At 63.0% G+C, this 12,784-nt stretch carries 14 protein-coding genes and 1 pseudogene; 5 read left to right on the top strand and 10 right to left on the bottom strand.

Translation table 11 applies throughout. The annotated features are described in order from the left end of the window. Window positions 1-26 precede the first annotated feature (26 nt). Together ACFHWW_RS16180 and ACFHWW_RS16175 are read left to right on the top strand one after the other, a co-directional pair. Entirely contained in the window at window positions 27-404 is a 378-nt protein-coding gene (locus ACFHWW_RS16180) for a response regulator (protein WP_100670091.1), read from the top strand. A gap of 1 nt (window position 405) precedes the next feature. After that, the gene (locus ACFHWW_RS16175; RefSeq protein ID WP_379939228.1) at window positions 406-1,107 is read left to right on the top strand and encodes a response regulator transcription factor; all 702 of its coding nucleotides are present in this window, start codon (window positions 406-408) and stop codon (window positions 1,105-1,107) included. Window positions 1,108-1,124: 17 nt separating this feature from the next. On the opposite strand, the gene ACFHWW_RS16170 is transcribed toward ACFHWW_RS16175, so the two are convergent. After that, on the bottom strand, window positions 1,125-2,057 hold the full coding sequence (locus ACFHWW_RS16170; RefSeq protein ID WP_198516613.1) for a LysR family transcriptional regulator: 933 nt from the start codon (window positions 2,055-2,057) through the stop codon (window positions 1,125-1,127). Window positions 2,058-2,115: 58 nt separating this feature from the next. On the opposite strand from ACFHWW_RS16170, the pseudogene ACFHWW_RS16165 reads away from it, so the two are divergent. Further along, a pseudogene (locus ACFHWW_RS16165) lies at window positions 2,116-2,859 on the top strand (SDR family NAD(P)-dependent oxidoreductase); the annotation flags it as partial. A gap of 169 nt (window positions 2,860-3,028) precedes the next feature. Here the strand turns inward: ACFHWW_RS16165 and uraH are convergent. The 6 genes from uraH to ACFHWW_RS16135 form a co-directional block, all read right to left on the bottom strand. Beyond that, window positions 3,029-3,391: a hydroxyisourate hydrolase gene (gene uraH, locus ACFHWW_RS16160; protein WP_100670088.1), complete on the bottom strand. Its 363-nt coding sequence runs from the start codon at window positions 3,389-3,391 to the stop codon at window positions 3,029-3,031. Window positions 3,392-3,396: 5 nt separating this feature from the next. Further along, entirely contained in the window at window positions 3,397-3,900 is a 504-nt protein-coding gene (locus ACFHWW_RS16155; protein ID WP_100670087.1) for an ureidoglycolate lyase, read from the bottom strand. Window positions 3,901-3,996: 96 nt separating this feature from the next. Beyond that, a complete protein-coding gene (uraD, locus tag ACFHWW_RS16150; protein WP_018098322.1) occupies window positions 3,997-4,500 on the bottom strand; it encodes a 2-oxo-4-hydroxy-4-carboxy-5-ureidoimidazoline decarboxylase in 504 nt (167 codons plus the stop codon). Continuing rightward, window positions 4,500-5,429: an allantoinase PuuE gene (gene puuE / locus ACFHWW_RS16145; RefSeq protein ID WP_100670085.1), complete on the bottom strand. Its 930-nt coding sequence runs from the start codon at window positions 5,427-5,429 to the stop codon at window positions 4,500-4,502. Before puuE ends, uraD begins: the two co-directional genes overlap by 1 nt. 78 nt (window positions 5,430-5,507) lie before the next feature. Next, window positions 5,508-6,305 carry a DUF1045 domain-containing protein gene (locus tag ACFHWW_RS16140; RefSeq protein ID WP_379939223.1) on the bottom strand — a complete coding sequence of 266 codons (798 nt, stop codon included), beginning with the start codon at window positions 6,303-6,305 and terminating at the stop codon, window positions 5,508-5,510. A 135-nt stretch (window positions 6,306-6,440) separates the two neighbouring features. After that, the gene (locus ACFHWW_RS16135) at window positions 6,441-7,571 is read right to left on the bottom strand and encodes an NAD(P)/FAD-dependent oxidoreductase (RefSeq protein WP_379939221.1); all 1,131 of its coding nucleotides are present in this window, start codon (window positions 7,569-7,571) and stop codon (window positions 6,441-6,443) included. A 39-nt stretch (window positions 7,572-7,610) separates the two neighbouring features. Here ACFHWW_RS16135 and mnmD point away from each other — a divergent pair, with 39 nt between their 5' ends. Continuing rightward, window positions 7,611-8,330 (top strand): tRNA (5-methylaminomethyl-2-thiouridine)(34)-methyltransferase MnmD, encoded by a 720-nt coding sequence (mnmD, locus tag ACFHWW_RS16130; RefSeq protein ID WP_379939219.1) that lies wholly within the window; start codon window positions 7,611-7,613, stop codon window positions 8,328-8,330. Between the two features lie 20 nt (window positions 8,331-8,350). On the opposite strand, the gene ACFHWW_RS16125 is transcribed toward mnmD, so the two are convergent. Next, window positions 8,351-8,803: a host attachment protein gene (locus ACFHWW_RS16125; protein ID WP_018098317.1), complete on the bottom strand. Its 453-nt coding sequence runs from the start codon at window positions 8,801-8,803 to the stop codon at window positions 8,351-8,353. A gap of 598 nt (window positions 8,804-9,401) precedes the next feature. Between ACFHWW_RS16125 and ACFHWW_RS16120 the strand changes: the two genes are divergently transcribed. Then, entirely contained in the window at window positions 9,402-10,916 is a 1,515-nt protein-coding gene (locus ACFHWW_RS16120) for a DEAD/DEAH box helicase (RefSeq protein WP_100670081.1), read from the top strand. A gap of 140 nt (window positions 10,917-11,056) precedes the next feature. On the opposite strand, the gene ACFHWW_RS16115 is transcribed toward ACFHWW_RS16120, so the two are convergent. Continuing rightward, window positions 11,057-11,512 (bottom strand): DUF411 domain-containing protein, encoded by a 456-nt coding sequence (locus ACFHWW_RS16115; RefSeq protein ID WP_100670080.1) that lies wholly within the window; start codon window positions 11,510-11,512, stop codon window positions 11,057-11,059. A gap of 270 nt (window positions 11,513-11,782) precedes the next feature. Further along, on the bottom strand, window positions 11,783-12,703 hold the full coding sequence (locus ACFHWW_RS16110) for a DMT family transporter (RefSeq protein ID WP_338281582.1): 921 nt from the start codon (window positions 12,701-12,703) through the stop codon (window positions 11,783-11,785). Window positions 12,704-12,784: the final 81 nt, after the last annotated feature.

The raw sequence follows: 12,784 nt of genomic DNA, 5'->3' as shown, positions 1-12,784 counted from the left end.
CGTACGATGCGGAAGGCATTCTAAACATGCACAAAACAAGACCGATGATCGCGGTTGTCGACGACGATCCAAGGCTGCTTGACTCACTGGAGGAGCTTCTGGAATCCGCTGGATATACCGCCCGTTGCTTTGATTCGGCGAGCGGCCTGCTCGATCACGGACTTTCGAGTCTGGACCTGCTCATAACCGACATCGGGATGCCCCGCATGAATGGCTTCGAACTTCGTGACCGGGTGAAGAGTGCCTATCCGGAGTTGCCGGTATTCCTGACTACAGGTCGCCACGAAATCGCTGACCAGGATCGCGTCCAGGGCGTTAACGGCTTTTTCCGTAAGCCCTTCGACGCTCCTGACCTGCTGGTCGCTGTCAGCAAAGCGTTGCAAAAATCGAGAGATAGAGGGTGACATGAGACTTGGCCAGTCGGCTGGAACATCAGCCCTCCTGTTGCCACAAGGCAAAGAAAGTTCAGCCGAATCAACTGTCGTCGTCGTCGATGACGATGCAGCCGTGCGAGAGGGTTTGTCCGAGTTGATCCTCTCGGCGGGCTTTCAGCCCGCCAGTTTCGCCTCGACTCAGGAACTGCTGAACGCCGTCGACATATTGGATGGCCCGGGCTGCCTGATTCTCGACGTCCACATGCCAGGAGAAAGCGGGCTCGATCTCCAGCACCACCTGGCCGAGCGCGGCATTGCCAAGCCCATCATTTTCCTGACCGGTCGCGGCGACATTCCGACGACGGTTCGAGCGATGAAGGATGGCGCAGTGGATTTCCTCACCAAGCCCGTGTCGGACCGGACGTTGCTCGATGCGGTCATAGCCGCTATCGCGTTGGATCAAAGCCAGCGAGCGGTAGCGGTCGTGGTCAAGCGCAATGTTGAACGTTTAACCACACTGACGCGACGCGAGCGGGAAGTCCTACGCGAGGTGGTGACGCGCGGACGCCTCAACAAGCAAATTGCCTTCGACCTTGGCATCAGCGAGGCCACGGTCAAGCTGCATCGTGCCAACGTAATGCGTAAGATGGAGGTCCGTTCCATTGCCGAACTGATCAGGGTATGGGAAACCTTGCCCCCGACGGTGCGCGAGAGGGCGGAAGCAGGGGCTTGACCACCCGACACCGCTGCTCAGATGACGGCGATGGCTTTTGCCTCCCGGGCGATAAAATCACAGACTAGTTTTACCCGCGACGGCACCGTGCCTCCAAAGGCGTGCAGGGCACTAAACGGAGCGCTGGGGAACGAAAAACCTGTCGCGAGTGCAACAAGCCTGCCTCCTTCCAGGTCTTTCGCTACGAGACACCGCAAAAGATAGGCCGCTCCGAGCCCACTAAGCGCAGCCTGAATGAGTGCGGTTCCTGAGTCGCAATCGACGCGCCCCGAGGGTATGAAGCTCGTCCCATCCGGCAGACGCATTGGCTGAGTGATACCGCCCAGAACATAGCGGGCGAAGGGCAGAGCTGCCAGCGCTTCGGCGGTCGCAGGATTTCCCCAGGTTTCAAGGAAGGTCGGAGACCCGACAATCGTCATCGGCAGGTCAGCCAAGTGACGAACCATATAATCCCCCGGAGCGGAATTCCCGACGCGCAACGCAACATCGTAGTCCTCCCTGATCAGATCGACAAACCGGTCTGTCAGGCCGACTTCGATATGCAGGTTCGGATAGTCGGCTGCGAAACTTCCGAAGAGACGAGGCAGCAGTAAAGGGGCCATTTCGTTCGGCATGCTGATGCGCAAGCGGCCGGAGGGTACGATGTCTGATCTGATCGCCTCTTCACTTGCCCCCAAATCCCGCAACAACGGCGCAACGCGCTCGAACAACAACTGACCATCCTGGGTAAGCATCAGGGCGCGCGTGGAGCGCAGGAAGAGCCGGGTACCGATTTTCTTTTCCAGGCGTGCAACCCCTTTCGACACCGCCGACGGTGTTGTTCGCAGGTCGCGGGCCGCAGCGCTGAACGATCCGGCCTCTACCGTCCGCACAAAAGCCATCAGCCCGGAAATTTCGTTGAGAAGGTTCGGCAATTGCGCCTCCGCGGCACATTTCATGTGCCCGCCCATGATCTAATTATCTCGGGCGGCACCGTTTATCTGGTTTCTCGTCGAAAGGAGATAAACAATGCACCACCTCAAAGACAAGGTCGCCGTGATCACCGGCGGTAACAGCGGGATCGGCAAGGCAACTGCTCAGCTGTTCGCGAAAGAAGGGGCGAAGGTCATCATTACCGGACGGCGCCAGGATGTTGTAGATCGGGCCGTACAGGAAATCGGTCCGTCGGCCATCGGCTTCGTGGGCGACGCGGCCGACCGTGCCGATCATCGCAGGCTCGCGGACACCGTGAAGAGCCGCTTCGGCGGACTGGACATCTACATGGCCAATGCTGCGGTCATCAATCTCACTCCCTCCGCGGACGTGACTCCGGAAGACTATGACCGGCATTTCGCAATCAATACGCGCGGCGTGTTTTTCGGCGTGCAGACGATGGCCCCTTTGATTCGCGACGGCGGAAGCATCATCGTCACAAGCTCGCTCGCGGCCACGAAAATTCTTCCGGATCACACCGTCTATGCCGGTTCAAAGGCAGCAACCGCCGCCTTTGCTAAGAACTGGGCGCTCGAATTCAGGTCGCGCAGGATTCGCGTAAACATCCTGAGCCCGGGACCGGTCGAAACCGAAATCCTCGCCAAACTGGGCGTATCGGAGGCCGAGCGGCCGGCTTTCGAAGAAAGCATGGCTTCCTTGATCCCCGCCGGCCGGCTTGGTCGACCGGAGGAGTTGGCGCGCGCCGCTCTTTTCCTAGCCTCCGATGCGGGAAGCTTTGTCAATGGGGTCGAGCTTCATGTCGATGGCGGCATGGCCCTGACTTCAGATGCGGCCCACGAGGGGTTGGCCACTCCATCGGCCAGCCGCATTTCTCGTAGTGGCTGTGCCACTCAGCAGCCATCGTGGGCTGCTTTGCGGCTTGCAAAGGCATGGGCGTCGTAGTCTTCATCCGTCATGTCCTGCCGGCGACCTTTCCGCCGACGCGTTATCAACTGCCGCGATAGGTGGAATAGCCGTAAGGCGAGAGCAGCAGCGGCACGTGGTAATGGCTGTCGGCATCTGCAATGCCGAAGCGAAGGGGAACGAGCTCGAGAAAGGCGGGATCCGGAAGCGTCACGCCGGTTGACCTTAAATAGTCACCGGCATGGAAGACCAGTTCGTAGGTCCCGGTCGCAAACCCGTCCCCTTTCATGAGCGGCTCGTCGACGCGGCCGTCACTATTGGTATGGACCGTACGGATCAGGTGCCGCGCATCGCCTTCGAGCCGGTAGAGATCGATCTTCAGCCCGTGGGCGGGTCTGCCGAGCGCGGTGTCGAGAACATGGGTCGTCAGGCGGCCTGACTTGCTCATCACGTTCACCCTTTGGATGGATCGGGAATGACGAAAGCCTCGTCGTAATGGAACTCTTCCAGGTTGTTGCCCGGCCCCTCGCGGTCGACGACGATGAACTCGCTGACGGCGCCCACTGACATCAACGGATGATGCCAGACATTGCGGCCGTAATTGACACCCTGCCTGCCATTCGCGAGGAAGACTCTCGGCCGGCCGGGACGGTCGCCTTCATCCTCGGCGACCACAACCAGCCACGGCCGGTCCCGGAGAGGCGAAAAGCTCTGGCTGCCGAGCGGGTGGCGCTCCATCATCGTCACGGAATAGGGAAATGCCCGGGGCTGCCCGCGAAAGATGTTGATGATGACGCCGGCGCCCTCTCCCGCCGCATCGACACGTGCGAGCGCGTGAAACCGCTCGGTATTGCCGCCGTTGATGAAGCGCATCGAGGCCGGGTCGGCCTCGATGATGCTGCCGAACGGCGCGAAAGCCTCCCTGGTCAGAGGCTCGATCGAAAGCATATGCGACATCAGCCTGCCGTTCCGGCTCTCTGTGCGCTGGCGCCCGAAGGCTCGGACGCTGAACGCGTCATCCCCGTCGCGCGGTCGGACAGATCAGGAATGGTGTCAGGCATTGTCGTCTCCCGGAAGCATGGATCGGAGCCGCAGGCGGGCGATCCGCTCCACCTCGGCACAGGCCGTTTCAAATTCCTCTTCCTTGGAATTGTCAATGCGCCTCTCGAAAGCGGCGAGGATGTCTTCCTTGGTCAGCCCCTTCACCGCGATGATGAAAGGAAAGCCGAATTTCCTGGTGTAGGTCGTGTTCAGCCCGGTGAAGCGCGCATGCTCTTCGGCGGAGAGCCGGTCGAGACCGGCAGACGCCTGCTCGGCTTTCGAATCGGCCGTGAGTTCGCCGGCCACCGCAAGCTTGCCTGCGAGATCGGGATGTGCCCGCAATACCCGGAGTCGTTCGGCCGGGGAAGCCGCGCGGAATGCGTTGCAGAGCGCCGAATGGACATTGCCTGCGGTCAAGCCGGAGGAAGCCGCACGATCATAGGCGCGTTCCGCCACCCAGGGCGAGTGCTCGAAGATGCCGCCGAAGCGCCGGATGAAATCATCGCGCCCCGACATCAGCGCGTACCGTTGGGTTTGTGATGTTCGTACCAGTGGCGCGCGATGTCGATGCGGCGCGGCACCCAGACCTTGTCGTGGGACATCACATAGTCGATGAACCGCGCGAGCGCCGCAGCGCGACCGGGACGCCCGACCAGGCGGCAGTGCAGGCCGATATTCATCATTTTCGGGCTGCCTTCCTTGCCCTCCGCATAGAGCACGTCGAACGTGTCCTTGAGATAGGTGAAGAACTGGTCGCCGGAGTTGAAACCCTGATTGGTCGCGAAACGCATGTCGTTGGCGTCGAGCGTATAGGGAATGATGAGATGCGGATTGCCCGGCGTCAGTCCGGGGACCCAATAGGGAAGCTCGTCGGCATAGGAGTCGCAGGAATAGAGGAAGCCGCCCTCCTCCAGTACGAGCTTGAGCGTGTTTGCCGAGGGCTTGCCCTGATAGATGCCGAGCGGACGTTCGCCGGTCAGTTCGGTGTGCAGCCGCACGACCTCGCGGATGTGCTGGCGCTCGATGTCTTCGGGAACGTCCTTGTATTCGAGCCAGCGCAGGCCGTGGCTGGCGATCTCCCAGCCGGCCTCCTTCATGGCGGCGACGGCTTCCGGATTGCGTGCCATGGCAAGCGTCACGCCATAGACCGTCAGCGTCACGCCCCGGCTCGTGAACATCCGCCACAACCGCCAGAAGCCGGCGCGGGCGCCATATTCGTAGATCGACTCCATATTGAGGTTTCGCTGTCCAGCCCATGGCTGAGCGCCGACGATCTCCGACAGCAGACATTCGGACGCCGGATCGCCGTCGAGAATGCAGCTTTCGCCGCCCTCCTCATAGTTCAGCACGAACTGCACGGCGATATTGGCATCGCCCGGCCAACGCACCTCGGGCGGCCTGCGTCCATAGCCGACGAGATCGCGCGGATAGGAATTCTCGGACATGATTTCACCCTTCGACTTTTCCGGAACGGTAGCATCCCGCACCGGATTGTCGAGATGGGAAAAATGGCGATTCCGAAGTTACGGCCCGCCGGGAAGCGAGGCGGTCACCGCGACCGGCGGCGTGGCCCGAGTGTTGGGGCCGGGGCGCTGCCCGATCGACAGTCCTGCCTTGGCGCGCGGGCGCGCGGAAATCTTTCCAAGCGGATGCTGCGAATGCACGCGCATCGGCGCTCCGGGCTCGTGCTCGATGAACAGAGCGAGGCTGCCGATCAGGAGCGGTTCGGTCAGCAGCGGTTCGAACAATCCGCGCAAGGGTGCCTCAACCCGCCGCCCCACGTCGCCGTTCAGGGGGCCGGTCAGCGGCATGTGGAAACGATACTCGTCCATCACATGGGGATCGCCCCAGCGATGCAGATTGGTGAATTGCGGAGCCGTGAGCCTGTCCGGGTCCGCCCGCTCGATATCGTCCTCACTCAGCGGAGCGCGGAACCGGTCCAGCGCCTGCAGGACGCGGGCGGCGAGCAGATGCATCGACTGGCTGGGCACCTCCGGCATCAACCCCCAGCACTGGCTGAGGCGTGCAACCTCCAGCCGCTCGATTTGAAACGGCGTCTCCCCGCTCGTGAAGAGCATCATCGCCTTGAGCAATTGCGCTTCGTCCATATCCGGCTTCAGGCGGAAGGGCGCCATGATCATCGCATGAAAGCCGAAGCGGCGTGGAACGGCCGTGTAGAAGGCCATCTCCGAAACGGCGAGGCCGGCAATCGACGGCAGTTCCACGGCCTCCCCGGAATAGACGCTGCGGCCGAGCCAGCTGGCAGCCGCCGCAGAAAGCGGGTCTCCCATCGGCGGGGTGAAACAGATCGCATAGCGCATGGCGCAAGCTCCGGAAGTCCGTGAAGGCGGAATGGCCCGCATCCCGTTCGAGGTCCAATGGCGGCGTGTTAAGTGATTTGCGTGACAGATTGACGAATTTGGCCGGCCATAACGGGGTCGTGAAGCCTGCCTCGCCTATCGCAATGCCGCGATATGGTGCGCACAGTGGAACGTTTCAGGAAGCGCGACGGCTGGACGGCCGGCAATCTCGTCGACCACGGATCGCGCCAGAGCATGCGCCAATCCGAAGCTCACCTTGAAGCCGCCCGTCAGCACGAAGACCCTTTCGTGATCGGGGTGACGGCCGACCATGGGTTCGCGCCCCGTAGATCTGGGGCGCAGGCCCGCCCAGCGCTCGACCACCGGGGCGCCGCGCAATGCGGGTGCAAGAGCCGTTGCGCGGGCAAGCAGTGCATCGAGCTGGCCATCGGTGGAAAAGGGTTCCTCGAACCGGTTCTCGCTCGTGCTGCCGACCGCCACGTGGCCGCTTTCATGCGGGACGACATAGAGACCGTCGGCAAAGATGATGGGCAAGGCCGGATCGATGTCGGCGCGAAGCAGCGCGGCCTGTCCTTTGACCGCACCGCCGCTCGGCGCCCGCCGCGGCTGGGTCAAACGGTCGATGAAGGAGAAGCTTTCGACGCCCGCGGCGAGGATCAGGCGCTCAAAGGTCAAATCGCGCCCGTCGGCTAGCGCAAGCCGGCCGACCGCCGGGTCGAGCGAGACGACTTCCGCCCCTTCCTCGCATCGGACATGCGGAAACTGGTCCAAGGCAGCCCGCAGCATCGCAAGCAGGCTGCGCGGCGCCAACCGGGCGGCCAGCGTGTCATTGACGACACCGAAGGGCGCCGCATCGGCGGCCGGCCAACCGACTGCGTCGGCATCGCGGACTTGCCAATGGAACGGGCGTGCCGGAGTATGCCAGTTCTGCGCCGCATCCTGCTCGCGACCAAGGGCGATCTCCCGCAGATGCGGCTTACCGAGGGGCATGACACGGCCGCAGCGACGATAGCCTGCCGAGAGGCCCGTGGCTGTTTCAAGCTCGGCAATCTCGCCTTCGAGCGACACCAGGGCATCGAACTGGAACTGCTTCTTGTCGTTCCACCGGTCGGGCATATGCGGCATGAGCGCGCCGAGGAGACCGCCGCTCGCGCCGGAACCGATCAGCCTGCGCTCGAGGAGCCGCGTCGCGAACCCGGCGCGGGCAGCCATCACGGCGGCCCAGAGCCCCATGACGCCGCCGCCCACGATCAAAACTTCGCACATCGATTGACCTTCCCGGTCCGGAGAATTATCGGGTTCACCATGACAGGAACCGATCCCGGCCAGAGCCCTTCACCCTCGCGGCAAAACCTCGAATGGCACGAGGGCGATATGCCCTATTCGAAGGAATTTGGCGATCACTTTTATTGCCGCACCGACGGGCGGCTCGAATGCGGCCACGTCTTTCTTGCCGGCAACCGGCTGCCGGAACGCTGGCAGGCGGGCGGCTTGTTCACGATCGGCGAACTCGGCTTCGGCACGGGGCTCAATTTCTGCGAAACCTGGCGCCGCTGGAAACAATCGCCGGCCGCGGCCAGGAGCCTCCATTTCGTTTCCTTCGAGCGCTTTCCCATGCAAGCGGTGGATATCGGCCGGGCGCTGGCCCATTGGCCGGAAATCGACGAAGAGCGGCAGGCGCTCGTTGCCAATTGGCCCACGAACCCGGCCGGCCAGGTCGACATCGCATTCAGCGAAGAGGTTCGGCTCACGGTGGTGATCGGCACGGCGCTCGACGGCGTGTCAGCCTCCCCTCCGGACTTCGACGCCTGGTATCTCGACGGTTTCGCACCCTCTCGCAATCCGGACATGTGGTCGGAAGAGCTCATGCGGCTGGTGTTCGACAGGACCGTCTCAGGCGGCAGCTTCGCGACTTATGCCGCAGCCGGCTTCGTCCGCCGCAACCTGGCGGCGGCGGGTTTCACCGTCGAACGTCGTCCCGGCTTTGCCGGCAAGCGGGAGATGCTGCGCGGCGACAAAGCCTGATTGCCCGAATCCGGACGTGCTTATCCGGGGAAGACTACGGACTTGACCGTCGCGATCAACTGATCGGTCGGAACCGCGACGCAATTGCGGTCGATCTCGGCAAGGGTCTTTTCCTTGACCTGGTGCGAGAGCAGCTTCCTCAGGTCGCCGAGCGTCCTGGGTGCCGCGCAAATCACGAGATTTTCGAAGGCCTGGTCGTGGGCATAGTGTTCGAGCTTCCCGGCGATCTCCACGGCGAAGCGATGTTGCTCCTCACGTACGGGGTCGCTGCTATATTCCATCGCCGAACGGCCGTGACCGACGGACGAATGGCTGCGTCCGGGTTTGTCGGCCATGATGTCCTGGCGACGCTTGGTCTCGATTTGAAATGTCTCCTCCTCCGGCTGCTGCCTGCCATCCTTCAGCAGGTTGACGTCCTTCACGATGCGCGCCGTGTTTCCATCGGCTGTCAAAATCCAGATCCGGTTCCGCACTATTGTCTCCCCGTGTAGATGGCAGATAGGTTGGCGAGGTACACGGACAGAACGGCTGAGGCCGCGTCAGGTTCCTTGCCGCCGAACATCTGCGCATTCCGTGTCGCGCGGCCCGCTCGCATCAGCAGCCCGTCAGCAGCCGACAATCGGCGAGGTCAAGCGGCTAGATTGTACGCTCAGGCCCTTCTTCTGCAAGGGGAACATAGGTGACGCGCTGCTTCTTTGGCGGCTATCGTCGCGGATGCAGGCGTGTGGTCATGCCCTTTCGCCGGGGGCGCCGTTTCGCGCCTGCCGGCGCGACGAGACGGCATGCTTTCGCACCTGCGAAAAGATGCAGCTTGACTTTCCGGCGCAAAACAACGATCTAAGGCCTGCGTCACCTTCCGGCCGCCGCGTGAGCGCGCCCTCGGCATCACTTCGAAGCCGTGAAGAAGGAAAAGCGCGAAACATCGCCGCCCTCTGCGGCAGCACAGGCGCCTGACGATTTTCTATTAACCCACAAGTTCCCAATTCACGCGGGGTTCTTGACGCCAGATGACACCGGAACCGCATCCTGCTGTTCCGGCGAGAGCGTTTGGCGCCCCGAAAGGTATATGCATTGACCACTTTCAAAGAGCTTGGCCTCTCCGAGCACATTGTGGCGACACTCTCCGCCAATGGTTTCGAAAAGCCGACGCCCATTCAGGCTCAAGCCATTCCGCTGGTCCTGAAAGACCATGACCTGATCGGCCTTGCGCAGACGGGCACCGGCAAGACCGCTGCATTCGGCCTGCCGATGATCGAAAAGCTCGTCGCCGATGGCAGACGTCCCGATCCGCGCAACATCCGCGCGCTCGTGCTTGCCCCCACGCGCGAACTGGTGAATCAGATCGCGACCAACCTGAAGCTTTTCGTGAAGAAGAGCCCGCTCAAGATCGGCCTCGTCGTCGGTGGCGTTTCGATCAACAAGCAGACCGAACAGCTCGCCCGTGGCGTCGACATTCTCGTCGCGACCCCTGGCCGCCTGCTCGACCTCGTTTCGCGCAAGGCGGTGACGCTGACCCAGGCTCGCTATCTCGTTCTCGACGAGGCCGACCAGATGCTTGATCTCGGCTTCATCCATGACCTGCGCAAGATTTCCAAGCTGGTGCCGAAGAACCGTCAGACGCTGCTCTTCTCCGCAACCATGCCCAAGCTGATTGCCGAGCTTGCCGGCGAATACCTGACCGACCCGGTCAAGGTCGAAGTCTCGCCTCCGGGCAAAGCCGCCGACAAGGTCGAACAATATGTACATTTCGTCCCCGGCAAGGACCTGAAGACGACGATCCTGAAGCAGACGCTGACTGCCAATCCCGATGGGCTGTCGCTGATTTTCAGCCGCACCAAGCATGGCGCCGAGAAGCTGATGAAGCATCTCGACCATGTCGGCTTCAAGGCCGCCTCGATCCATGGCAACAAGAGCCAGGGTCAGCGGGAGCGTGCGCTGAAGGCATTCCGCGACGGTGAGATCCGCGTGCTCGTGGCGACGGACGTGGCCGCCCGCGGGATCGACATTCCGGGCGTCACCCACGTCTACAACTACGACCTGCCGGAAGTGCCCGACGCCTATGTGCACCGTATCGGCCGTACGGCCCGCAACGGCCGCGACGGCATCGCGATCGCCTTCTGCGCGCCGGACGAAATCCGCCTGCTCCGCGACATCGAAAAGCTGATGGGCATCCAGATCGCTGTCGCCAGCGGCGAAGCGCCGGCCGACCAGGCCCGCCCCTCCAAGGGCCGTGGCGGCCGCGGCAACGGTCAGCCTCGCGGTAACGGCCAGCCTCGCGGCAATGGCGCAGGACAGCGCCAGGGCGGACCTCGCCGCGATCGGCCGCAGCGCCAGGCGGCAGCGGGCGGATTCGCCGGCGACGACCTGCTGCGCGACGAGCGCTCGCACGAGCGCCGCGACCAGCGCGCTGCCGGGCATGGACCGGCGGACGGAAGGCCGGAAGGCCACCGCAATCACAAGGCGCAGAAGCACCATGGGCGGCCCGGACCACAGCAGGCCGGCCGCCGCGGAAGCGAACAGTCCGGCGAACGCAATGGCGGCGGCAATCGACCGCAGCGTGCCGACGGTCGCGGCCATCAGCGCTAGAGCACTTCGAGGATAAGTGCGTAGCGATAGAGACTTCGAGTGTTTGATGTTTCAATGCATTGAACGCTCTTAGGCGCCAAGCGTCGTCGAAACGGCGGGTAGATCCCCGCCGTTTCGACACCCTGCATCACCTGCGCCGGTCAGCCCTTGGGCCTGACAGACTGATAGATCGCGCTGGTGCCGTCCCTGTTCACCGCGAACACGTCATAGGATGCGCGCGGGTCGTCTCCCATGCCCAGCGATCCGACGGGCATGCCCGGGACCGCGATGCCGGCAATGTCCGGACGCTCGGCGAGAAGCCTTTCGACGGCATCGAGCGGCACGTGGCCCTCCACGTAATAACCGCCGACCACGGCGGTATGGCAACCCTGCATCTCATCCGGGATCGCATGGCGCTGCTTGATCGCAGACAGGTCGTCGACGTTCTCGATCTTTACCTGGAAGCCGGCTCCCTTCATCGCCGCGGCCCACTCATGGCAGCAGCCGCAATTGGGGTCCTTGTAGACGACCATTTCGCGCCCGGCTGCCAAGGCCGGCCCGATCATCCAAACCGACGCGGTCGCGGCCGCGGAAATCAGAAACGCTCTTCTTCTCATCGCTGCTCTCCATTGTACGCTGGTTGTGCGGCATTGGCCGGCTTTCGTCGACACACCCGGTGAGGGCAGCCGCCAGCCCTTCACGAGGCCATACACAGCCGGAATGACCACCAAGGTGAGGATCGTCGAGGATAGCATTCCGCCGATCATCGGGACAGCGACCCGCTGGACCCGGTCGGACCCGTTCGACCGCCCACACCATGAGTTGCGACCGACGATACCGGGCAGTGCGATCGACAGGGCTTCGAGTGCACCCCGTCATCCAGTTCGTCAAACCGCCTGCGCTTCCTTTGCGCTGTCGCTCGCGGCTGTTCCGTTGGCCGGCTTGCGGTTGGTGAGATAGACCCCTGTGACGGCAATTACCGTGCCGATGATCATCGGCCAGGTCAGCGCTTCTCCGAAGAACAGAGCCGCCTCGCCGGCGGCAAGCGGCGGCACCAGATAAATCAGCGATGCCGCTCGCGATACCTGCCCGCGCCGAATGAGATAGAGCAGGAGTGCGATCGCTCCCATCGAGAGGCCCAGCACCGACCAGGCGAGCGCCGCCACAAGTTCGATATTCCAGGTGACCCGCAGGTCCTCGAGCATGAGCGCCAGAGGAATGGTCACGAGGAGCGCTCCCACGTATTGCAACGCTGCAATCGACCGGATGTCGCCAGTCTGCAGATATCGTTTCTGATAAAGCGTCCCGTAGGTGACGGCGGCCATGCCGAGAACGTTGACGGCCAGCGGCAGCAGGTGGATCGGCGTTGCGGCCGAGTCAATCGCCAGCATTTTCGGCGCAACCGCAAGCGCGATGCCGCAAAAGCCGAGGATAAGGCCCAGCCTCTGCTGGCCCGCCAGCTTCTCGCCGATCAGCCAAGGCGCGACCGCAGCCGTCATCAGGGGCTGCAGGCCGGCAATGATGCCGGAGATCGCCGCGGGCACACCCTGCCCGATCGCCCACCATACGGCACCGAGATAGAGGCCGTGGAGGAAGATGCCGGACACGACGGCATGGCCGATCGCCGTCGCCGAGCGCGGCCAGCGCGCGCCGCTCAGGAGACAGAAGCCGATGAAGAGCAGAATGGCGAAGCTGTAGCGCAGCGCCAGGAAGGTCAGCGGTTCGGCGAAGATGGCCGCATATTTTGCAACGACCCAGCCTGTCGACCAGAGCAGCACGAAGATGGCCGGGGCCAGGCGGGCGAGCATGAAATCTTTCCTGAGCAAATGGATACGGGACGATCCGGCAGGATCGCCGCTGCCGCGATAGAGCGGCGACAGCGCCCGGTC

Source organism: Sinorhizobium sp. P24N7 (genome assembly GCF_042436655.1).
Taxonomy (GTDB): Bacteria; Pseudomonadota; Alphaproteobacteria; order Rhizobiales; family Rhizobiaceae; genus Sinorhizobium; species Sinorhizobium meliloti_A.
This window is presented reverse-complemented; position numbering and strand designations above follow the sequence as displayed.

Coding starts and splice junctions, on each gene's coding strand:
- ACFHWW_RS16170 (WP_198516613.1), bottom strand. CDS start 2,057: ATGGGCGGGCACATGAAATGTGCCGCGGAGGCGCAATTGCCGAACCTT.
- ACFHWW_RS16155 (WP_100670087.1), bottom strand. CDS start 3,900: ATGTCGCATATGCTTTCGATCGAGCCTCTGACCAGGGAGGCTTTCGCG.
- mnmD (WP_379939219.1), top strand. CDS start 7,611: ATGACAGGAACCGATCCCGGCCAGAGCCCTTCACCCTCGCGGCAAAAC.
- ACFHWW_RS16175 (WP_379939228.1), top strand. CDS start 406: ATGAGACTTGGCCAGTCGGCTGGAACATCAGCCCTCCTGTTGCCACAA.
- ACFHWW_RS16140 (WP_379939223.1), bottom strand. CDS start 6,305: ATGCGCTATGCGATCTGTTTCACCCCGCCGATGGGAGACCCGCTTTCT.
- puuE (WP_100670085.1), bottom strand. CDS start 5,429: ATGTCCGAGAATTCCTATCCGCGCGATCTCGTCGGCTATGGACGCAGG.
- uraH (WP_100670088.1), bottom strand. CDS start 3,391: ATGAGCAAGTCAGGCCGCCTGACGACCCATGTTCTCGACACCGCGCTC.
- ACFHWW_RS16110 (WP_338281582.1), bottom strand. CDS start 12,703: ATGCTCGCCCGCCTGGCCCCGGCCATCTTCGTGCTGCTCTGGTCGACA.
- ACFHWW_RS16135 (WP_379939221.1), bottom strand. CDS start 7,571: ATGTGCGAAGTTTTGATCGTGGGCGGCGGCGTCATGGGGCTCTGGGCC.
- ACFHWW_RS16115 (WP_100670080.1), bottom strand. CDS start 11,512: ATGAGAAGAAGAGCGTTTCTGATTTCCGCGGCCGCGACCGCGTCGGTT.
- uraD (WP_018098322.1), bottom strand. CDS start 4,500: ATGTCGGGGCGCGATGATTTCATCCGGCGCTTCGGCGGCATCTTCGAG.
- ACFHWW_RS16180 (WP_100670091.1), top strand. CDS start 27: ATGCACAAAACAAGACCGATGATCGCGGTTGTCGACGACGATCCAAGG.